The sequence below is a fragment of the Nitrososphaerota archaeon genome, assembly GCA_027887005.1.
Classification (GTDB): Archaea; Thermoproteota; Nitrososphaeria; order Nitrososphaerales; family Gagatemarchaeaceae; genus UBA183.
In genome coordinates, this window is the sequence record JAPCJI010000017.1 from 1 (window position 1) to 19,973 (window position 19,973).

A 19,973-nucleotide genomic window follows, 5' to 3' on the forward strand; every position below is an offset into this window, starting at 1 on the left:
CACCAGGCGAGGCAGCAGGCCCTGGACAGGCTGGCCGAACATGCGAAGGGTTTGGGTGCGAATGCCGTGGTGAGCGTCATGTTCGATTCCACAGAGATTGGGGCAACGATGGACGAGATAATCGCGTTCGGGACTGCGGTCGTCGTCTCCCCTGTCAGCGGGCCTCAGGAATTCGTCAAGCTGAGCTAGGCTTCCTGCCCAGCACGGCCATTATAGGTCAATCACCGAGTCCTTGTTGATTGCGTTGGTAGTTCCCTCAACCAATTTGTTATATCTCGGAATGAGAGCCAAATTCCGCTTGGGAGCGCCCCTTCGGCGGTCACGTTCCACTGTGGCCTCGAGGTGCCTTTCTGCCGGGGTCATGCTGCTCCTGCTTCTTCCGACGACGCAGATTACGATTCCTTCCGGGGCGACTCGGCCGCATGGCGTTCCACAGCTGAATCCGCGACTGAGGGCCTCGGAGCGACCGATGCCGCTCGCTTCCGGTCCAAGCATTCCGATTTACGACGAGCAGCTCGGCCTCACGTTCACCCAGACATTCACTTCCCTCGCCTACAACGTCACGGCCATAGTCCAGCAGGAGTCGGATGGCTACGGCCCTGCCTACCTTCTCAATGGGCTGGGCGACACTGGCTACTGGTACCAGGTCGGGATCTCCTGGGACTGGTGCGGGGCAATATCCGGATTCTGCACCGGTTATACCGCGGGTTTCAACATGAACTATGAGGTCTTCAACTCGACCGGGTCGAGCGTCGACCCCGCGAATGGCGGCGGAATCACACAATTATCAGGGTCAGTCAGCAATGGCGACGTCGTCCTCCTAAATCTCTACTTTTCGGGCGGCAGCGTAGTATTGCGCGCGAAGGACTGGAACACCGGGGCGACTGCCTCGGAGACCTACACCGCCGCGGGCTCGACGCAGTTCATCGGGCTGTCAGTGGCTTCGAACAATCATGGATTCTTCACAGGGTTGATGACCGAGTGGTATCACCAGCAGCCGTTCCACTCGAACGTCGAGAGGACGGAGTACAGCGACCCCTCGTTCGCGCTTTCGTCCGCGACCATGTGGATTGATGAATTCAATGCGAATACGAGCGCACTGCTGTTCGGTCAGGCTTCGGGAGTCGTGAATTACACCCCGCCAGGAACGATTCTGTCTTACACCCTGAGCGACGCGACGGAGTATAGCAACGCGTACCTGTTCATAACCGGCCCCCTTACCACAGCGTTCACTCTGAGTTACACGGTCGTCGGAGGCGGGTCGGGGTACTCCGCGCCTGTGCTGACCTACATGTCGAGTGGGCAGGTGGTGACGACGTCACTGTCGACGGCGTCGAACACCTACCAGTTGGACTATGGTACCTCCTGGAGTGTCTCGGCCCAGCTGCCTGGGTCGGGTTCGAGCGAAAGATGGAACACCGGGCAGTCGGTCTCCGGAACCGCGCTAGCGTCAGAGACCCTGGCCCTGACCTACACACACCAGTACACCCTGAGCGTGTCCGGCGGGGACAGGGGCCCGGGCGTCACAGGATGGTATGATGCCGGAAGCCTGGCGCAGGCTACCTCTGCCGGCGTCTACGGGCGTAGCTCGGGCGCTGGGTTCAGGGTAACGTCTTACTCCGTCGACGGTGGAAACCAGGTGGCGGTCGGCCCCACTCTGGCCCTAGTGACCGTCAGCCTGACCGTGGATTCGCCGCATACCGTGTCCTTCAGCTCAGTCGGTCAGTACCAGCTGGAACTGGGCCAAGACGCTCCCAACACCGTGGCCTCGCTGACTTCGCCTCAGGTCCCCAACGACGTCCTGTGGTACGATTCTGGGACCGATGTGACTGCCGTGTTCCACTACGTGTGGAACATGTCGGGGACTGGTTCGAGATACAACGTGGTTTCTATGACCGTAAACGGACAACAGAGGAGCGTCGCGAGGGCTGGTTCGGGGACCTTCTCCTTGTCACTGGTCATGAGCTCGGCTCAGGCTGTCGCTCTCCAGGCGGTGCGCCAGTACAGCCTGGATGCGTCGGGGGGTCAGATCCAAAGCGTTTCTCCGCAGTCGTCCACCAGCGACTCCTGGTTCGACGGCGGGTCGAGTGTGATCCTGACCGCTGCCGATTCGTGGAACACCACCGCGTTCGCGAGTCGGATGAACCTAGCGTCGTATTCGATTGATGGCACGGCCAACCAGGTGACCCGGAACTCGTCGGGGATGTTCATTCTGGTCCTTCAGATGAATGCGCCCCACATTGTGATATTCAACGGGGAGAGACAGTTCTTCATATCCTACTCGTTCTGGGACGCTTCGAAGTCGGTGTCGATTCGGCCCCAGGCTTTCAACATCAATTCCTCGGGAACACTTCAGCCCTACAACAGGTCGAGCTTCTGGGCCGATGCCTCTGGCACGATAACTATCACCGGTATTGTTTGGGAAGGGATTTATGTGAATCAGGCCGGTAACCTCACTTCGGTGGTATCAGGCCCTGAGAGAACTTCACTGACCCTCAGAGTCTATGACCTGAAGGTCGGGGCCAACGACCCGCTGGGGCTGGCCGTGTCGGGAGCTTCGGTCAGCGTTCGTCTGAGCATGGGACCACGGCCACAGGGTCGACTAGCGCCGACGGAGTCGCCCACATTGGGTTGGTCCCCGCTGGGGCATATCAGGCTACGGTCTCCTATCTGGGACTTCAGAGCAGCATCAGCGGCGATGCGTCCTCCTTGTCGACAGCCCACGCCGAGCTCTTCCTAAGCTATCCGATCCTTGGCGTCGTCGTTGCCCTGGTGGTTGTCCTAATCCTCGGCGTGTTCCTTGTCCGGCGCGGAAGAAAGTGACCGTCGGGCCTCGGCTTCCTTAGGTCTCAGCCGGACTACTTGCTCGTGAAGCAGAAGTATGGATAGCCGCCGTTGACGAGGTTGACTGCCATCTCGACTATCTTGTCCGATATCTCCTTCCACTTCGCGTCCCAGTCTATGTCCCTTACGACCAGTTCCTTCTCATCGGTCCCCCTGCGCGAAGGGATGCTTTCCCAGAGCGGGCGTCCGTGGAATGGTTTGACGATGCGGACGTGCCATTTGCCGCAGGCCATCTTACGCCCCTCCTGCTTGAAGTATTGACAGTCGCCGCAGAAACGAGACAACCAGATGATTTCCTTCGTCCTCTTGACCGACTTGCCGATTTCTTGGAGGAGCCTCTCGGATTCCTTGCGGATCATGTCGGCGAGCTCCTTCTTGCCTTCCTCCGTGTTGGTGTAGTAGTCCGGGTCCTCGGCGAGGGCCTGCCACCAGCTCACGGTTTCCGTCTCTTCGGTCAAATTGTCTCCGAGCCTTCTTGGTCGGCTAAAAAAATCTGACGAGACCGGGCGGGTTCACAAATGATAAATAACGAAAGACGCCCGTTGTTCTACGGCCTGGCGCGCAGCGTGCTACGACGGGCGATCAGGACTGGCTCACAAGGTCAGGATGATGACTCTATTGCTGCGCGTCCAGTCCAGAGATTTCAGTAGTATCCGGAGCCCGAAGAGACCATGAATATGAGGGCGAGCAGGAGGAGTATCACTACGATTGTGGCAGCCATTCCGGCACGCTTCATGGTCGCCGCGAGTTCAGCTGGCGCAGTGCCAGCCTGTCCGCCCGCCATGATCTCCTTCGCCAGCCGGTCGGCCTTGCGGAAGGTGGGTACTGTGACACCCAGGGCGATGAGATAGGCGATGAGGCCGAGAGATAGGCCGATGTATATCCCATTCCCAGGGAAACTGCCGGCCAGGGAGAAGAAGAGGGCCAGTCCGAAAACTATCGTAGCTGTTGCGATGCCCAAGAAGAATCTGGTGACTTTGGGCGCCACTTTTACGAGAAACTCCAAGCTTGCTGGAGGACTGAGCGTCTTGAGGCCAGGGGTTACTACTGAGATGAAGAGGACTGCGCCTCCGAGCCATCCTATCGCAGAAGCGACGTGCAGATAGGTCAGAATCACAATGATCAGCGGGTCTAGCAAGGTCAGTCTGGGAGGGACCGGACGTTATTTAAGCGTCAAGGACTTTGACCGCGAACGATTCGAAGGCCCGCGGGTTGCGAGCCTTACTGCGTCCGTCGAAGACAAAAGTTTTGCCCCCTTCGTGACGATTTCTCTCAGGGCCTTCTTCGAATCGTCTGGGTGGAGGTTCACCCCCCTTACGCAGTCCTTGAGGACGTCGACCCTGAGGCCGAGGCCGAGCGCATCGAGAGCGCTTTCCTTGACACAGTAGTCGGTGGTCAGCCCCCCCAAGAATATCTCTCCGACCCCTAGGCCCTTCAGACGCCCGGCCAGGTCTGACCCCTGGAAGCCGGAGTAGGCCTCGAGGTCTGGGTCGATCCCCTTGCTGATGATTGCAGCGTCCTTCGGAACTTTGAGCTTCGGATGGAACTCGGCCCCGAGCGTCCCCTGGACGCAGTGAGGGGGCCAGTTTCCACCTCTGGTCTTGAATGAAATGTGCTTGCGCGGATGCCAGTCGCGTGTGAAGAAGGTGGGCAGGCCAGCCTCGGTGAATGCCGCGATCACTTTGTTCAGCTTCGGAACCACCTTGTCCCCGTCCTTCACTGCCAGCGAGCCCCCGGGACAGAAGTCTCTTTGGACGTCTACGACCACCAGCGCGGTCTTCGTTCGGGTCACCTCCATGACAGGGATGGTTGCGCAGTCTTCAGTTCCTCGAGTTCGCCCTTCACCCTTGAGCGGATTTCATCCATGCTGTCGAATTTCCTCACCATCTTCCCGTCCTTCAGAAGTGGCTTCAGAAGACCGGGAGAACGGCCCTTGACCGACCCCTCGAGGGCTACGAAGTCCCTGAATCCCGGTGACCTGAATACTGCCTTGCGCCCGCCGAGGCCTCCCCTCTTACCCCTGAATTCCTTCCTTGTCCCGTTGCCCACCTCCACTATCTTCGCACTGAGGTCGACAACAGGCGGATAGGCGACGGCTGTCCCGACTCCGTATCCGTCGACGATGTCGTTGAGCGAGGCCATCGCCTGCTCGTCGAGCTTGCCCGACGCTATGATCTTGACTTCCTTCCCACCGCGGATGTCCAGCTCCCACCTTACCTCCTCTGCAATCTTCCGGAAGTCGCCTCTGCGCGAGGCTGGCGTGTCCAGCCTGACTCCCCAGAGCTTGGGGCCGAGCACCTCCATCGCCTTGATGGACTCCGACTTCTCGTCCCAGAACGTGTCCACCAGCGCCACCCGTGGAATGGACTTCGACATGGTTTCATCAAACAGACGCCAGGCCTTCTCCTGACTCCCTAGGATCTGCACGAGGGCGTGGGGCATGGTGCCGGACGGGACGACCTTGAGCAGCTTGGCGCCGAGCACATTGGAGACCCCGTCGAAACCCGCGAGGTAACAAGCCCTTTCGACCATGGGGGCGATGGCCGGATGGACGCGACGGGTTCCGAAGCTGAGGAGAAGCTTGGAGCCAGCCGCAATTCTGAACCTCGCCGCCTTGGTCGACACGCTGGTCGAAGAGGAGAGCAGACCCAGGAGCGGGTTCTCGTATTCGACGAAGTCGACGTACCTTCCCTCGATTACCATCAGGGGTTCGTAGATTGCCTTCGTCCCGTCCGCGACGAAGGCGCCTCCCTCGTCGAAGGCCCAGACGTTGACAGGGAGGCCTTCCAGGAGCTTCGCAGCTTCGTAGACCCCGCTGAATATCCCCCAGTTGTCGGCATAGGGGACGTCCCGGGCGTAGACCTCCATCACCACCCGCGAGTCGATCTTGTTCTTCTGGAGGACCTTCTTGGTGTGAAGGAAGTAGGCGTCGGTGGTCTCGGCGTCCCTGATCTCCTTCTCGGTCGCCAGCCAGAAGAGCCTGTCTTCGAGGTCGGTTCGGGGCATTCTCAGAGGTCGTCTCGGAGTGTCTTGGAAAAGGGTTTCTCTCGAATGAGAAGGGTCGGAACGCCTCTTGGACCAGGACGCCGGCCCAGGGCTGGTCGGTGCATCGCGACTACGATGATCGTGCCTTTCATCCAGGGATGGTAGGAGCAGGAATATTGGTATGGAGGCGTGGTTGAGATGCTAATCACTGGTTTCCGTTAAATACAGCCTTTGGGCGGACGCGATTCAGGGCCGGTAGTTCAGCGGTATGAATACCCGCCTCGCACGCGGGGGGTCGGGGGTTCAATTCCCCCCCGGTCCACTTTTCGCTAGACCTTTCCGGTGAATTCTCCTTCGGCGATGAACTGGACCCTCCCGCCCACGTTCACCTCGATCCTTCCATTCTGCTCCCTCGCCCTAAGTAGCAGGAGCGACTTCCGCCCGATTTCGTATCCCTGCTCCACCCTGACGTCGATTTCAGGGGCGCCAAAGTATCTATTCTTCACGAGGTACGCTGCGAGGCAGCCGTTCCCCGAGCCGGTCGCCGGGTCCTCTGGGATGCCGTAGGAGGGGCCGAGGACGCGGACGTTCAGGTCGTTCCCCTTTTCGTACGCTTCTGGGCTGAACACTAGGACGATCTCAGATTCGAGTTTCTCTGCGAACCTGAGGTATTTCGCTCGGTCGAGGCGTACCCGCTTGATGGCCTCGAGGTCCCTCAGGGGGACGATCAGGAATCGGAGGCCGGTGGAGACCTCCATCACTGGGAAGCGTCCGTCGAGGTCCGATTGGTTCAGACCAAGGAACCCGGCGACGGGCCCGGAATCGAGTTCCTTCCCGAAGGAAGGCTCGTTCTGCTTCATCCAGAGGAGGTCGGCTTTGCCTCTTCTGTAGGTGACTGTGACTGGAATCTGCCCGACCTTGAGGTTTAGGTTGACCTGCGTAGCCGGTTTCTTGATGATCTCGGACTGGATGATGTAGGCGGTTCCAAGGGTGGGGTGCCCGGCGAACGGAAGTTCGACGTCTGGAGTGAATATTCTGACATCGTATCCTCCGTCCCGTGGTTTCTCCGAGGTGACGAAGGTGGTCTCAGAGTAGTGCATCTCCTGGGCTATCTTCTGCATCTGGTTGTCGGAGAGGTTCCCCGAGTTCCGGAAGACCGCCAGCTGGTTCCCTGAAAGCCTGGCTTCCGCGAAGACATCTACGATGTAGAACTTCAACGGCTGCCAGTTCGGTCTAGCTCGCGGCTATTTGAGCGTCGGTCTCGAGTCCCAGCTGCTTCCCCAGCTCAGCCCTGAGGCCCTTGTACCTGTTGCGGACTGTCACTTCCGTGACCCCCGCAGCTTCGGCGATCTCCTTCTGGGTCTTGATTTCCCCTTCGATGACTCCGGCGAGGTACAGGGCGCTTGCGGCGAGCCCCATGGGGGCCTTGCCGGCGGAGATCTCCTTCTCCTCGGTGATCCTCACTATTTCTACCGCCTTGCGCGCGACACGCTCGGACAGGCCGACCTTCGACGCGATTCTTGTCACGTTCTTCGCAGCGTCCGCGACAGGCATGGTAAGGTCCATCTCCTTCAGAAGTATCCTGTAGTCCCTCGCGACGGCCTTCTTGCTCAGGTTCTCCACGGCTGCTACGTCCTTGAGGGTCCTGGGCGTCTCCGTGTCCCGGAATGCTGCGTAGAGCGAAGCTGCCGCGATTCCAGTTATCGATCGTCCCCGGAGGAGGCCCCGGTCGAGCGCCTTTCTGTAGATGTACGCCGCCCGTTCCTTGACCGCCTGTGAAACAGATAGTTTGTCGCCCATCTTGTCCAGTTCGCGGAGGGCGATGCTGAGGTTCTTCTCCTTCGACCCGAAGGCCGGCGACCTGTTGTCCCACTTCCTCAGCCTGTCAATCGAGCTGCGCATGGGGGAGGCCAAGGATCTGCCCGAGGCGTCCCTGTTTGAGCTTCCTATCATAGTCGAAAGGCCCATGTCGCGGTAGGTGATCGAGGTCGGTGCGCCAACTCTGGACTGGTTCCCTCCCTTCTCGTCGGAGAACGACCGCCATTCTGGTCCCTGGTCCACTGACCGCTCGCTCACCACGTATCCGCAGTTGCCGCATGAAAGCTCGCCGGTGTGTGCGTCCTCCACTAGGGTCCGCTTTCCACACTGGGGGCACCTGTCTGAAACTTGAAGCGCAGAAGTTCTAAGATTGCTCACTCTATACCACTATACAATTAAGGGGTGGATAGTGTATTTAAACCTAGTAGTAATTCCTTACCGACCTAGTTAACTTGGGCTTACTTGCCCTCGAACGGTTTGTTGGCTAGCTGGTATGGGGCTTCCGCGCCAGTTGGGTCCCGCAGACAGGGCAGACGGTCAGCTTCGGATTCGTGTATTCCTTGCCGCACCCCCTGCAGTAAATCTTCCAGGTCACGCTCTTCCACTCGCCTCCTTTCAGGGAGGTCTGGGCCAGCGGGATTGAGAGGACCTCGGCGACGTTCCTGACGGCGAAGTCGTCGGAGACGAGGCTCACGCCCCCTTCCGCCTGGGCGAGGTCTAGGGCGAGGGCGAGCAGGGAAAGGTCGGTCTGGGAGAGAGCTCCCATGTCCCCGGTCTTGAGGGCTGTGGCCTTGACCCTGTTCAGGGCGTCGGGGGAGGGTTCGGTCACGTGGACACGCGAGTGCAGGAAAGATGAACCCACGTTGTGGTGTTTGACCTCCTCGAGGACCATGTAGGTCGTGAAGTAGCGGCCGCTCCCCTGGTATGGAATCCCTGCGTAGAAGGCCGTCGAATCGAGGACGTATGCGGGCTCAGACAAATGTAGGTATCATCAGCGATTCAAGTCTGCCAAGCGATGGCGTTCGTCGGGTAGGTCCGAAATTTCAATGGTTCTTCCGTGTTAGGTAGGTCTGTTACTGAGACATTTATTTAGTTTCACCCTGAGAGCCACGCGCGACTGATTTTGAGTAGCAGACCCGCAGAACTTGGCAGTGTCAAAGAGGGGAGTTACATCATCATTGACGATGAACCTTGCAGGGTCGTGAGCCGTGAGCACTTCAAGCCGGGCAAGCACGGGAGCGCCAAGGTCAGGCTCGTGGCCCTTTCGATTTTCACTGGGTCGAAGAAGAGCTACGTGGCGCCGGCGGAATCGAGGGTGGACATCCCCATGATCGACAAAAGGTCCGGACAGGTGACGTCGTTGACGCCGACTTCGGTGCAGCTGATGGACCTAGAGACCTTCGAGGTATTCGAGACACCGAAGCCCACTCCCGAGGAGACGGCGGAGTTGAATGGGACACTTTCCCCGGGAGCCGAAGTCGAGTTCTGGACGATGATGGGGAGGAACAAGATAATGCGCATCAAGGGCGGAAGCTGATAGAGCGTAGTTCCGTGAGTCAGAGTTAGAGAACCTTGGGAAGAGAAGGGAAGAAGAAAAAGAAAGAGAAGGTCAGAGAGAGGAAGGAGGAGAGGCGCGCCCGGCGAGGGACGTCGTCCAGCTAACCTGGGAGCTAGTCCTCAATCCTGTTTATATCAGCGAATGTGTTGAAGCCGTGCTATGCCCAAAGACATAGCCAAAGCAGCTGCCGATAGCGCGAAGGTGCTCTTCGAGAACGACAAGGTCAGGGTCATCGAGCTCAACTGGAAGAAGGGCCTGAAGATAGACACGCACGCCCATCCGAACTACTTCGGGTACGGCATTACGTCACTGAAGTACAAGTCAAAGTCCCCGGACGGCAAGGTCAAGAATCGCACCCTGAAGAAGGGCGAAGTGGCATGGTACGAGGCCGAGTCGCACGCAGTCGAGAGCACAGGTGCAACTGGCCGAGCACTTATCGTTGAGTTGAAGTAGCTCAATAGGACTCGGCTTTCATTGTCTGAGAAGAAGGGCGCCCTCACCAGGGACGAAAAGGCGGCAAACCTGGTCCTGAACTATTCCATGATTCTCGTGGCCGTCTTCGAACATATGTTTGCGAACATCGCGTCGAGCATGTCGGAAGCGCTGGTGAAGGGAAGCGCGGCCATGGCGGAGGCGATGGAAGAAGGCCTGGGTGGCCCTCCCCATGGGAAAGAAGACCGGGCCGCGGCCGAAAGCCTGAGCGAACAGGCGAAGACCCGGACCTCGGCGGAGGTGAAAAAGGCCTTCGCTGAGATGAGGGAGAAAGCGAGGAGCGAGATCCGGCTGGACGACAAGTCCCTCAAGAAACTGATCCGGGATCTAGCGTTCGACAAGGGCATCGAAATCGTGGAGAGGTATGAGCTAGGGCTGCCTAAGCTGACCGAGCGGCTGAGCGACGAAGACTTCGTGGCTTACCTAGGGCTCTTCAAGAACTCTGACCCAAGGCTCGTGAAGATATCCGAGGAGCTCACCGAGTGGCGGAAGAGCGTACCGGACCCCCGAGAAGGCTGATTTGCTCTATCTTTGGTTTTATCTTCATCGTCATACTCAGACGGCTCTTCCCGAATCCCTTCATCTAGAGCATTCCCGTGGCTTCGTTTGGAAAATATAGGTGTGTTGGTCTAGTAGACGCTTTCTTTGCTTGGACGACGTCTGATTAGCACTATTGCTATCACGACAAGCACGATGACGAGGATTATCCCGCCTATCGTGGAGTAGCTTAGAGAAATGTGCACTTCGGCGGTGCTTTGCACCGAGGCATCTCCTGATATTGAGGATGAGGTACCAAGGTTTGTGACCGTGGCCCGGTAGGTCCCCAATGGGATCATTCTGAGGTTCACCGTCCCGTCCCCGCCTGTCACAGTATGGAGTACCGTTCCGTTGGCAAGCGTGACCGTAACGCCCGCGCCTCCGACAGGGAATCCAAGCAGGTCTTTCACGATGATTGTCGCGTCGTAGACCCGGGTGTTCACGTCCACTGTGCCTGCCTGGCTCACCACGAACGGCGTCGCTTGAGGCATGGTGACGTCCTCCCCGTGCCAGGTGATTCCGACGATGCTCAGCTTGGAACCGTTGTCGGCCCAAACCTGATTCCCTATCACGTTGTGCGTTTCCCCGTTGACATCCACTTGCATCACAGAGGGTTGCAGCACGTTGGCTCCGCTGCTATCCTTCACTACAATCGTGACGAGGTATTGGGTCGCACTGAAGAAGTGCACGGTGTGCTGAGCGTCCATGATGATCTCTGATGTCGTGACCAGGTTCGCCCCGCCCGAAGATGTGATAGGTCCATTGTCGATGGTCCAAGAAGCGACCCGCTGGCGTGTGCCCCCGTCGGTCCCATAGGTGCCGTTTGTCATGACCTTCAGGGTGGTTCCGGAGTCGTACCATCCGGTGTCGCCTGCGATGGGGGGATTCGCGCTGTAGGTAGAGCCTCCGCCCCCAACGACCACGAGAAGATACTGGACGGCTTTGTTTGAGGCGATTGATTGCGACGATGAAATCGAGGCCAGGTCGAGAAGTGTGATGCTTCCTGAAGAAGCTACGGGTTGCTGTGCCGCTCCGTTGACGGAGAACGAGGCGAGCCTGTATCCAGTGGTCAGATTCCTCCCCCAGACTCCGTTCGCCGTGACAATGATCCTCGACCCGGAGTCGTACCAGTAGTTGTCCCCGGTCAGAGTCGGAGGTGTCACAGACCTCAGGGCTTGGGTCGTCAGGGCGTCCAGGGTCAACTCATACTGCTTCACTGCGCTGACGGTGATCGTCTCAGGGGAGGTCAAAGAAAATGAGTTCAGGACAACGACAGATCCAGCGGTGGCCTCGCTAATCGGTGGTCCGCTGTTCACAGAGTAGGAAACCGTCCTCTCCCCGCTCCCCGACGCTCTTCCGAAGACCCCGTCTAGGGAAAAGCTGACCGCCGTTCCCGAATCGTACCAGTAGTTATCCCCGGCGATCGTCGGTTGCGTCGCTGAAGAGACACCGTAGGTTCCAGTGAGTATGACTTCCAGTTGTGTTACTGTCGCCGTGTGCAGGAGGTGCGGTGCACTCATTGTAATCACTGCCGGGAAGGTGCCAGAGGTCAGTACGGAGACTGTGGCACTCGAGTCCACCCACCAAATCGCCACCCTTGACCCTGTGCCCGAAGCCCTCCCGAACACGCCGTTCCCCGAATAGGTGACCTGGGTTCCGGCGTCATACCAGTGGCTGTCCCCTGGGATAGGCGTGGGGGTGATTGTCGCAAGGGCGCTTGCGGCTCCCGAGTCCAGAGTAAGCAAGTACTGCGTAGTGGTGGTGCCGGCCACAGACTGAGCTGAGATGATCGCCTGGGCATTGAATACGGTCGCCGTTCCCGCCGTCGAGACAGCTACAGCTGTTCCTCCGTTTATCGTATAGGATTGGAGTCTGTCGCCGGTGCCCGCCGTCCTCGAGTAGGCGCCGTTCAGGGTGAGGGTCACGGCTGTCCCAGTGTCGTACCAGTAGTTGTCGCTGGCAATCGTAGGGCTGGTGATCGCGTTCAGCCCGCTGGTAGCTCCGGTGTCGAGGGTAATCCGGTATTGCGCCTTCAGTGTGACATGGACCGCGTGCGCCGAAGTCATGGTTACTGGTATGGTGAAGGTCCCAGTGGTGGAAAGAGTGGTCGGGACTCCTGCGTCAAGATACCAGGACGTCGACCTGTTCCCAACTCCTGAAACCCGGTGGAAGACGCTGTTTCCCGTGTAGGTGACCGACGTTCCCGTGTCGTACCAGTAGTTGTCGCTCGTTATCGTTGGGATGGTGACCGAGGCCAAGGCAGCCGTAGCCTTCGGGTCGATTGTCAGCTGGTACTGGGTCCCGACGTTCACGTTCATGGTGTGACCCCCGTTCATGGTCTGAGAGGAGGTTGTGAAGGTCGCTGTGGTCGCGACGTTAGTGTTCGCCCCTCCGTCCCAATTCCACGACACAGCCCGCGTCCCGGTTCCAGAGGCCCGTCCCCAGATTCCGTTGCATGTCACGGTGACGGAGGCCCCGTAGTTGAACCACCTGTCGCTTGTAGGCGATGTGGGGGACACGGCGGCTCCGTTGCAGTTCGCGCTGACTGTAAGCAACTCCTGCACGTGGGCGGTGTCAGAGACGGAACATGAAGTAGCGCAACCCGCCTCCGGCAATGACATGACGTAGGTCGATCCGCTTGTGAGCCTGTCTCTTTGCGTGAGGCCGTCCGCTGGGGTGTTGATCGTGTAGGCGCAGCTCGCGGTCAGTGTCAGGGGCACCGCTGAGCCGGTCGGACCGCTTCCTCCGCCGCACCCGATGACCGTCCATGTGAAGGGGAGTCCTGGAGCTCCAGCTTCGGCGACGGTGACTGTGATGGTAACGGTGACCGTCGCGGCGGAGACGGGGCGCAGCGGGAACGAGACGACCGCCAGCAGGAGGACGACGCCGAAGAGGAGGAGCTTTCTATTGCTCAACAAGATTCTATCCCAGATATTTGACTTCCTGATACTTCAGGAGTCTCTCCGGGTTGTATGACTCCTGGAAGACCTTTTCCTGGAGGTCCTTCGGCGGATAGACTGCTCCCCACCTGTGGATCTTCGCATTCAGCCAGGCCTTCAGTTGCATCAGGGCCCCCTCGGCGACGGAGTCGCGGATCTTCTCGCCGTCTCCAAGTGTGTGCCAGATCATCCCCAGGATGACGTTGCCGAGTGAGTAGGTGGGGAAGTAGCCCATGGACCCGCCGCTCCAGTGCACGTCCTGCAGGACGCCCTTCGTGTCGTTCGGGGGCCGTATGCCGAGGTACTCCTCGAAGGTGTCGTTCCAGAGCTCGGGGAGTTCGGAAGCCTCCACCTGACCGGCGATTATCTTCTTCTCGATTTCGTACCTGAGCGCGATGTGGAGGTTGTAGGTCAGCTCGTCGGCGTCCACGCGGATCAGGCTCCTCCTGACCGTGTTGAAGTAGTAGTAGATGTCGTTGGAGTCGTAGCGCGCCAGGAACTTCAGGTTCTTCTTCAGAAGTGGACTGGCCAGTTTTGCGAACTCCCTGCTGCGCCCCACGACGTTCTCCCAGAACCTTGACTGCGACTCGTGGACCCCGAGGGAGGCGCCGTCGGCGACCGGGGTGTAGGCCAGGTCCTTCCCGAACCCCAGGTTGTAGATCGCGTGCCCGCTTTCGTGAATCGTGGAGAAGAGCGTAGACTTGAAGTCGATCCCCTCGTAGCGGGTGGTGATCCTCACGTCGTCGGGGGCGATCCCGACAGTGAAGGGATGGGTGGATACGTCCATCCTGAACCTGTCCGTCGGCATGTGGAGCATCTTGATGGCCCCCTCGTTGACGCGCTCCATGGCGTTCGTTTCGTACTTGGCAGACTCGAGAGGATGCTTGCTTGGATAGCGGCCGGCAGCCGTTACCTTCGCGAGCGTCTTCCTTGTGCCCGGAACGAGCCGGGAGAAGACCTTGTCTGCGTCTCTGACTGTGAAATCCTCCTCGTACAGGTTGAGCAGGGCGTTGTAGGGATGCCCCTTGTAGCCCAGCTTTTCGGCTACCTTTCTGTTCAGTTCGATTATCTTCTGAAGGTGGGGTTGGAAGAGTTTGTACTCGTTCTTCTTGCGGGCGCCCCGCCAGACCACGGTCGCCTCCGCAGTCACCCTCTCGAGTTCGTCAACTAGTTCGGGTGGGATCTTGGTGAAGAAGTCGATACTTCTCCGCAGCACCCGGACGACCCCCTTTTCCATGTCATCGAGGTCCCCGGCCTTCTCCGCCTTCCCCACGAGCCCGTCCAGCTCGAGGGTGGCTTTCTGGACCATCATCGACAGCTGACCCGACGCCATCCCCCTTGAGCGCGCTCCAGCTTCTGGCATGTGCGTCTCGCGGTCCCAGCCCATCACCGCCTGGGAGTGATAGATCGCCCACACCTGGGAGTATTTCTTGAGGATGTCCTTGACCACTGGGTTTTTCGCCAATTCGGATGCAGAGGGATAGGTCCCTTGGTTTTTACAGGTTTGGCATCGGCCGGATACCGAAGAAGTGGGGCAGACGGCGGGCAAACCTGATGAAATGTTCCGCATTGTTTTTGTGTAGGTCGATTTGTGGCCTTCCCAATGATCTACCGGAGGCGGGGGGTAGCCAGCCAGTACTGGGCCCTGCTCGTGATTGTCGTGATAGCCACGTCGGCGGCAACCTACCTCGTGGTGTCTCAGGGGACCAAGACAGGCAACCAGACAACCAACCCCAGCTCGGAACAGCTGCAGGCGCTCGTCAATTCTCTTGAGAACCAGAACGCCCAGCTCAGGGCACAGCTGGCCTCTGGCACTCCGACGGTGAACAGCACCATCCTGGGGCTCAACCCGGTCGCCATCTACAAGGCGGCGTTCCCCAGCGTAGTAACGCTTGAAGGGGTCCAGACCTCTTCCACGGGGAACACGACCATACTCGGCTCTGGGTTTGTTACAACATTCCAGGGGTCTGAATACATCGTGACGAACTACCACGTGGTCCAGAACGTGGCCGACCTGACAGTGACCTTCTCGAACGGGGACGCGTATCCTGCCAGCGTCGTGGGCAAGGATCCCTACGTCGACCTGGCCGTTGTCTCGTCTCAGGCGCCTTCCAGCGAATTCCACCCGCTTCTGATTGGGAGCTCTTCGCAGCTCCAGGTGGGTCAGCCTGTAGTCGCCATAGGGAACCCGTTTGGACTCTCTGGTTCGATGACCTTCGGAATCGTCAGCCAGCTCGGGAGGACCCTGGGCGAGTCGCTCGCAGGGAACTTCGCCATAGCTGACGTCATCCAGTTCAGTGCTCCGATCAATCCTGGCAACTCGGGAGGCCCTCTGCTCAACGCCAACGGGAGCGTCTTTGGGATTACGACGGCCATAGTCGGCGGCTCTCAGGGGGTGGGCTTCGCGATACCCTCGGACGCCATCGAGAGGGAACTGCCTTCACTCGTTGCCACCGGCGGTTACACTCGGCATTCTTTGATGGGAATCCATGCGGCCGACATGAACTACCAGCTGGCGCAGCTGCAGGGGACCAACGTCACCTACGGCGTCCTGATTCAAAACGTGACGAGCGGTGGACCGGCGGCTACGGCAGGCCTCCGGGGCGGAACGAGCACCTCCACCGTCCAGGGGACGCAGTACTCGATCGGCGGTGACATCATAGTGGCGATCAATGGCACGAAGATCCTCAATTCCGACGGACTATCCGCCTACCTTCAGGAGAAGACGATTCCTGGCCAGACAATCGCAGTCCAGATAATCAGGTCTGGGCAGATGACGATAATCAACGTCGTCCTGGGGACCCGGCCGCCACCCCCCTAGGGCCAGGCTTGGGCGCAAGGCCTGCGTCCAGAATCTCGTATGTCCCAGAATCCGCCTTCCACCTGGTCTTTGCGCTCCTGACCTCGATGCTAGCTCTGAACAGAGGACAGTCCAGGACGTAGGTCTCCCCCTCGCCCCCCTCGAGCCCCGGATGGAACCTGAACTTCTTGCTAAGGGCCACAAGCTCGTCGATCGCCTGTTCGTCCAGGATGCGTCCGAGCCAGCTCTGGTCCAGGCCGAGAGCGGACACGCTGATGACCAGCACCCTGAACCTCTCCTCCACGAGCTTCCTCAGATGCCGCTCGGGGTCCATGCCCCACAAAGGTGAAAGGCACTTTAGGTCCAGTTCACCACAGATCTTCTCCACCCTGCTCTTCTGGTAGACGCTCGCCAGGGCTCCGGTGCAGACCCCCTCCAGCCCGTAGGCCTCCTTCGCCCTTCGGAGCGCGGCTGTCAGGTCGGTCAGCTCTTCTTCCTTCACACCAGGGGTCTCCTGGGTGAGCTGCGGCACCCCGATTGCTTCAGCCTGCAGCCGCGTCCACTTCAGGTTCGGGTAGTGGAACATGTACGAATCGTCGGCCCTAGGGAAGAGGGTGATCAGGCAGGCGAGCTCGTCGGTCTTCGAGGACAGGTATGCGGCATAGGTCGAGTCCTTGCCGCCTGAGAAGAGTGCCCCGACCTTCGTCTTTGATTACCTGAGAGCTCGACCGGTCTTAAGGTAATAAATACACGGAGGCGCCGCGAACCTTCGGATGTTCGATTCGCTTAGAAGCGGCCTCCAGGCCGCAGTCAAGAAGCTGGTAGGAGCCAACACGGTCGACGAGAAGGCCGTGAAGGAGTTCGTCAAGGACCTCCAGCGGACTCTCATCCAGTCGGACGTCAACGTGAAGATGGCCCTCGAAGTGACGGAGCGGGTCCAGAAGAGGGCCCTCGAGGACAGGCCGGCCGCGGGCATCACAAAGAAGGACCAGGTCGTCTCCATACTGTACGAGGAGCTCGCCCGGCTCCTGGGAGGGGAGGGAGGGCTGCATCTTGACAAGAACAAGACGAGCATAGTGGTGATGCTGGGGGTCCAGGGTTCGGGAAAGACGACGACCACAGGCAAGCTCGCGCGCTTCTATTCGAAGAAGGGCTTCAAGGTGGGGGTGGTCGCTGCAGACACCTTCAGGCCCGGAGCAGTGGTGCAACTGAAGACCCTCGCGGCGGCTTCGGGGGTCGAGCTATACAGCGACGAGAAGGAGAAGGACTCGGTCAAGATAGCGAAGGCAGGGAGGAAGCACTTCGAGGGTTCGAAGAACCTTGTGATCATAGACACGGCCGGGAGACACAAGGAGGAGAAGGGCCTGCTGCAGGAGATGGAAGAGATGGTCGCCGCTGTGAAGCCAGACGCAACTATCCTAGTGCTCGACGGCACCATCGGACAGCAGTGCTACAGCCAGGCGTCGGCGTTCCATCAGGCGGCCCCGGTCGGAGGGATCGTGGTGACGAAGCTGGATGGAGCAGCCAAGGGAGGAGGAGCACTGGCTGCCTCGGCCGCCACGGGTGCCAAGGTGTTCTTCATCGGGACGGGCGAGAGGATAGACGACCTGGAGGAGTTCGCCCCCACCCGGTTCGTCGGGAGGCTGCTGGGCATGGGGGACCTGAAGGCCCTGATGGACATGGTCCGCCAGTCGGAGGTGGAGGTGGACGAGAAGATGGCCCAGCGCGTGATGTCGGGGAAGCTGACCATGGACGACCTGCTGGTCCAGTTCGAGCAGATGAAGAAGTTCGGCTCCCTGAAGAAAGTGCTGGAGCACATACCGGGTTTCTCTGGCGCCGTCAACGCGGAGGACCTGGACAAGGCCGAGGACAGGGTGAAGGTGTACAAGTCGATAATCCAATCGATGACAGGGAAGGAGAAGGCAGAACCGGATTCGATCAGTTCATCTCGGCTGAAGCGCATTGCCCGGGGCTCAGGGAGGAGCGAGAAGGACGTCAGGGAGCTCCTGTCCAGGTACAAGCAGATGAAATCCCTGGTCAAGACGAGCAAGGGCAGGGAACTTCGCCAGATGATGCGCCGTGCGGGTGCGCAGTAGCGTGTCGAGGGCGGGACCGGGGTACCGCCTCTGCGAGCGCTGCTTCGAGCGCCAGGGCGGAGGGTTCGAGCGGGTGGAAGGAAGGCTCTGCTTCGTCTGCGGGGGGCTCCTCGACGGCGTCCCGTCCATGGCACGGAAGGCGGTCAGCAAGGCCCGGCGTCATGATTTCAGGACCTTCACTGTAGGCGTGTCCCTGCCCGAAGGGATGCAGGAGCGGGAAGACGAGCTCCGGTCCGACCTCAAGCTGAAGGGGAAGGAGACGATCAAGACCCAAGCCGCACGGCTCGTAGCGGACGAGGTGGCTGCGAAGCTGAGGAAGCGCGTCGACAGGCTCAGGCCGGACCTGACCTTCCTCGTCAGCCTCGGGGACGGGGACGTCGCGGTCTCGTCCAAGCCCGTCTACTACTACGCCAGGTACACCAAGCCTGCGGGTGTGACCCAGAAGAGAGAGTTCTGCGGTTATTGTTCGGGGATGGGGTGCAAGAAGTGCGCGCAGACCGGCTTCGACAGGAAGCCCAGCGTCGAGACAGAGCTGCGGAGGAAGTTCGCGGGGTTCACAGGGAGCGAGAAGATGACCTTCACCTGGCTCGGGAGCGAGGACAGGGACAGCCGGGTCTTCGCCCCCGGGAGGCCCTTCATCGTGGAGGTCAAGAATCCAGTGAAGAGGAGGATACCCAAGAAGTTCGGGGCCAGCTTCAGGGGAAAGCGGGCCGCCGTAGCGTCGGGAAGGGTTCTGAGTTCCAAGCCCGTCAGGCTTCCTACCTTCAGGTTCAGGACAGAAATCAGCGCCACGGCTGCGAAGAGGGTTCCCAAGGAGCTGCTGGCCGAGCTGCGCGGGAGGTTCAGGGGGACGGAGGTCGTTTTTGAAAGGCCCCACGACAGACCGGTCACGAAGAAGGTCTACCGGGCGGAGGCCCGGGCCAAGGGGAGGACGCTGACCATCGACGCGGAGCTTGACGGCGGGCTGCCGGTGAGGAGGTTCGTGAGCGGGGACCTCGTTTCACCTTCAGTGTCGGAAGTCTTAAAAACTGAAGTGAGGTGCCGCACTTTTGACATCCGGGAAGTCAGGGAAACTGGGAAGTTAGAACTTGGCGAAATCACACGGGTATAGAAGAAGAACTAGGTCCCTCCTGAAGTCGTCGGGGAAGAGGGGTCTGAGCAGCCTGCTCGTAGAATATGCTCCGAACGACAGGGTGGTGGTCAAGATCGACCCGACACAGGTCAAGGGGATGCCCCATAGGAGGTACAACGGACTCGTGGGAACAGTCACGGAAGTCGGGAGGCGCGCAGTCACGCTGGACGTGCCCGTCGGCCACAAGGTAAAGACGGTGACCGCACGGAAGGAGCACCTGGTGCACCTGGAGGCGAAATGATGTCGGAGAAGCCTACCAAGAAGCTCCTTACCATCGCCGAAGCGAACCAGATCCTCCAGAAGATCGACGTCGAGAAGGCTGACCAGATCCAGAAGCGGACGCTGGATTACACCGCCAAGTTCTCGAAGGTCCCCTCGGATGCGGCGAAGAAACTGAGGAAGGAGCTCGAGACCGAGTGCGGCCTCAGTGACGAGGAGTCGGTGGAAGTGGTCAACGTGATGCCGAAGTCGATCGAGGAGCTGAGGACATTCACCTCAGGCTGGCGGAAGCTGCTCCCGACGGAGACCCTCGAGAAGATACTGAAGGTACTGCATTCGAGCTAGTGGCCGGCCAATCGTTAAATACAAAGCCGCTCCAAAACCGAACAGGTAACAAGGGGATATCGATGCGAGAGCAGATGCCCGCAGCATGCGGAGGAACCCCGTTCCCATTAGGATCTTCGTAGAGGTGTCTATCTCGGGATTTGTTGTCAGCCGACAAGAAATATGAGGAGTACGCCTGCGTCCTAGACTTCCTGTCGAGAGGGAAGTC

The 19,973-nt window shown here is 59.5% G+C and carries 19 protein-coding genes, 1 tRNA gene and 1 pseudogene; 11 read left to right on the forward strand and 10 right to left on the reverse strand.

The window, feature by feature from the left end:
• Both OK438_08400 and OK438_08405 read left to right on the forward strand, forming a co-directional pair.
• A partial coding sequence (locus OK438_08400; protein ID MDA4125445.1) for a heavy metal-binding domain-containing protein occupies window positions 1-189 on the forward strand: 189 nt, incomplete at its 5' end.
• Window positions 190-469: 280 nt separating this feature from the next.
• On the forward strand, window positions 470-2,740 hold the full coding sequence (locus OK438_08405) for a hypothetical protein (GenBank protein MDA4125446.1): 2,271 nt from the start codon (window positions 470-472) through the stop codon (window positions 2,738-2,740).
• A 118-nt stretch (window positions 2,741-2,858) separates the two neighbouring features.
• Here OK438_08405 and OK438_08410 read toward each other — a convergent pair whose 3' ends face one another.
• From OK438_08410 to OK438_08425, 4 genes are all read right to left on the reverse strand, one after another.
• The gene (locus tag OK438_08410; GenBank protein MDA4125447.1) at window positions 2,859-3,302 is read right to left on the reverse strand and encodes a hypothetical protein; all 444 of its coding nucleotides are present in this window, start codon (window positions 3,300-3,302) and stop codon (window positions 2,859-2,861) included.
• A 185-nt stretch (window positions 3,303-3,487) separates the two neighbouring features.
• Window positions 3,488-3,982 (reverse strand): hypothetical protein, encoded by a 495-nt coding sequence (locus tag OK438_08415; GenBank protein MDA4125448.1) that lies wholly within the window; start codon window positions 3,980-3,982, stop codon window positions 3,488-3,490.
• A gap of 24 nt (window positions 3,983-4,006) precedes the next feature.
• Entirely contained in the window at window positions 4,007-4,642 is a 636-nt protein-coding gene (locus tag OK438_08420; protein ID MDA4125449.1) for a nicotinamidase, read from the reverse strand.
• Entirely contained in the window at window positions 4,633-5,850 is a 1,218-nt protein-coding gene (locus OK438_08425; protein ID MDA4125450.1) for a nicotinate phosphoribosyltransferase, read from the reverse strand. The genes OK438_08420 and OK438_08425 overlap by 10 nt, the downstream gene beginning before the upstream one ends.
• A 228-nt stretch (window positions 5,851-6,078) precedes the next feature.
• Here OK438_08425 and OK438_08430 point away from each other — a divergent pair.
• Window positions 6,079-6,151, forward strand: a tRNA-Ala gene (locus tag OK438_08430).
• Between the two features lie 7 nt (window positions 6,152-6,158).
• On the opposite strand, the gene OK438_08435 is transcribed toward OK438_08430, so the two are convergent.
• The 3 genes from OK438_08435 to OK438_08445 form a co-directional block, all read right to left on the reverse strand.
• The gene (locus OK438_08435; GenBank protein MDA4125451.1) at window positions 6,159-7,046 is read right to left on the reverse strand and encodes a PhzF family phenazine biosynthesis protein; all 888 of its coding nucleotides are present in this window, start codon (window positions 7,044-7,046) and stop codon (window positions 6,159-6,161) included.
• A gap of 16 nt (window positions 7,047-7,062) precedes the next feature.
• Window positions 7,063-8,025 (reverse strand): transcription initiation factor IIB, encoded by a 963-nt coding sequence (tfb, locus tag OK438_08440; GenBank protein MDA4125452.1) that lies wholly within the window; start codon window positions 8,023-8,025, stop codon window positions 7,063-7,065.
• Between the two features lie 106 nt (window positions 8,026-8,131).
• Window positions 8,132-8,626: an NOB1 family endonuclease gene (locus OK438_08445; GenBank protein ID MDA4125453.1), complete on the reverse strand. Its 495-nt coding sequence runs from the start codon at window positions 8,624-8,626 to the stop codon at window positions 8,132-8,134.
• Between the two features lie 144 nt (window positions 8,627-8,770).
• On the opposite strand from OK438_08445, the gene OK438_08450 reads away from it, so the two are divergent.
• From OK438_08450 to OK438_08460, 3 genes are all read left to right on the forward strand, one after another.
• On the forward strand, window positions 8,771-9,184 hold the full coding sequence (locus OK438_08450; protein MDA4125454.1) for a translation initiation factor IF-5A: 414 nt from the start codon (window positions 8,771-8,773) through the stop codon (window positions 9,182-9,184).
• A 180-nt stretch (window positions 9,185-9,364) separates the two neighbouring features.
• Entirely contained in the window at window positions 9,365-9,658 is a 294-nt protein-coding gene (locus OK438_08455; protein ID MDA4125455.1) for a hypothetical protein, read from the forward strand.
• Window positions 9,659-9,679: 21 nt separating this feature from the next.
• Complete coding sequence (locus OK438_08460; protein ID MDA4125456.1) at window positions 9,680-10,216, forward strand: hypothetical protein; 537 nt, start codon at window positions 9,680-9,682, stop codon at window positions 10,214-10,216.
• Between the two features lie 110 nt (window positions 10,217-10,326).
• On the opposite strand, the gene OK438_08465 is transcribed toward OK438_08460, so the two are convergent.
• Together OK438_08465 and OK438_08470 are read right to left on the reverse strand one after the other, a co-directional pair.
• Window positions 10,327-13,149 carry a carboxypeptidase-like regulatory domain-containing protein gene (locus tag OK438_08465; GenBank protein MDA4125457.1) on the reverse strand — a complete coding sequence of 941 codons (2,823 nt, stop codon included), beginning with the start codon at window positions 13,147-13,149 and terminating at the stop codon, window positions 10,327-10,329.
• Between the two features lie 7 nt (window positions 13,150-13,156).
• Window positions 13,157-14,638, reverse strand: a complete 1,482-nt coding sequence (locus tag OK438_08470; protein MDA4125458.1) for a carboxypeptidase M32 — start codon at window positions 14,636-14,638, stop codon at window positions 13,157-13,159.
• Window positions 14,639-14,776: 138 nt separating this feature from the next.
• Here OK438_08470 and OK438_08475 point away from each other — a divergent pair, with 138 nt between their 5' ends.
• The gene (locus tag OK438_08475) at window positions 14,777-15,994 is read left to right on the forward strand and encodes a trypsin-like peptidase domain-containing protein (protein ID MDA4125459.1); all 1,218 of its coding nucleotides are present in this window, start codon (window positions 14,777-14,779) and stop codon (window positions 15,992-15,994) included.
• Here the strand turns inward: OK438_08475 and OK438_08480 are convergent.
• Window positions 15,957-16,664, reverse strand: a pseudogene (locus tag OK438_08480) (diphthine--ammonia ligase). The gene OK438_08475 and the pseudogene OK438_08480 sit on opposite strands and share 38 nt — an antisense overlap.
• 82 nt (window positions 16,665-16,746) lie before the next feature.
• Between OK438_08480 and OK438_08485 the strand changes: the two are divergent.
• Genes OK438_08485 through OK438_08500 form a run of 4 tightly spaced genes read left to right on the forward strand, consistent with a single transcriptional unit; the run spans window position 16,747 to window position 19,765 of the window.
• A complete protein-coding gene (locus OK438_08485; GenBank protein MDA4125460.1) occupies window positions 16,747-18,069 on the forward strand; it encodes a signal recognition particle receptor subunit alpha in 1,323 nt (440 codons plus the stop codon).
• 1 nt (window position 18,070) lies between these two features.
• A complete protein-coding gene (locus tag OK438_08490; GenBank protein MDA4125461.1) occupies window positions 18,071-19,180 on the forward strand; it encodes a hypothetical protein in 1,110 nt (369 codons plus the stop codon).
• On the forward strand, window positions 19,158-19,442 hold the full coding sequence (locus tag OK438_08495) for a 50S ribosomal protein L21 (GenBank protein ID MDA4125462.1): 285 nt from the start codon (window positions 19,158-19,160) through the stop codon (window positions 19,440-19,442). The genes OK438_08490 and OK438_08495 overlap by 23 nt, the downstream gene beginning before the upstream one ends.
• Window positions 19,439-19,765 carry an RNA polymerase Rpb4 gene (locus tag OK438_08500; protein MDA4125463.1) on the forward strand — a complete coding sequence of 109 codons (327 nt, stop codon included), beginning with the start codon at window positions 19,439-19,441 and terminating at the stop codon, window positions 19,763-19,765. Before OK438_08495 ends, OK438_08500 begins: the two co-directional genes overlap by 4 nt.
• The last annotated feature ends 208 nt before the right edge of the window (window positions 19,766-19,973 follow it).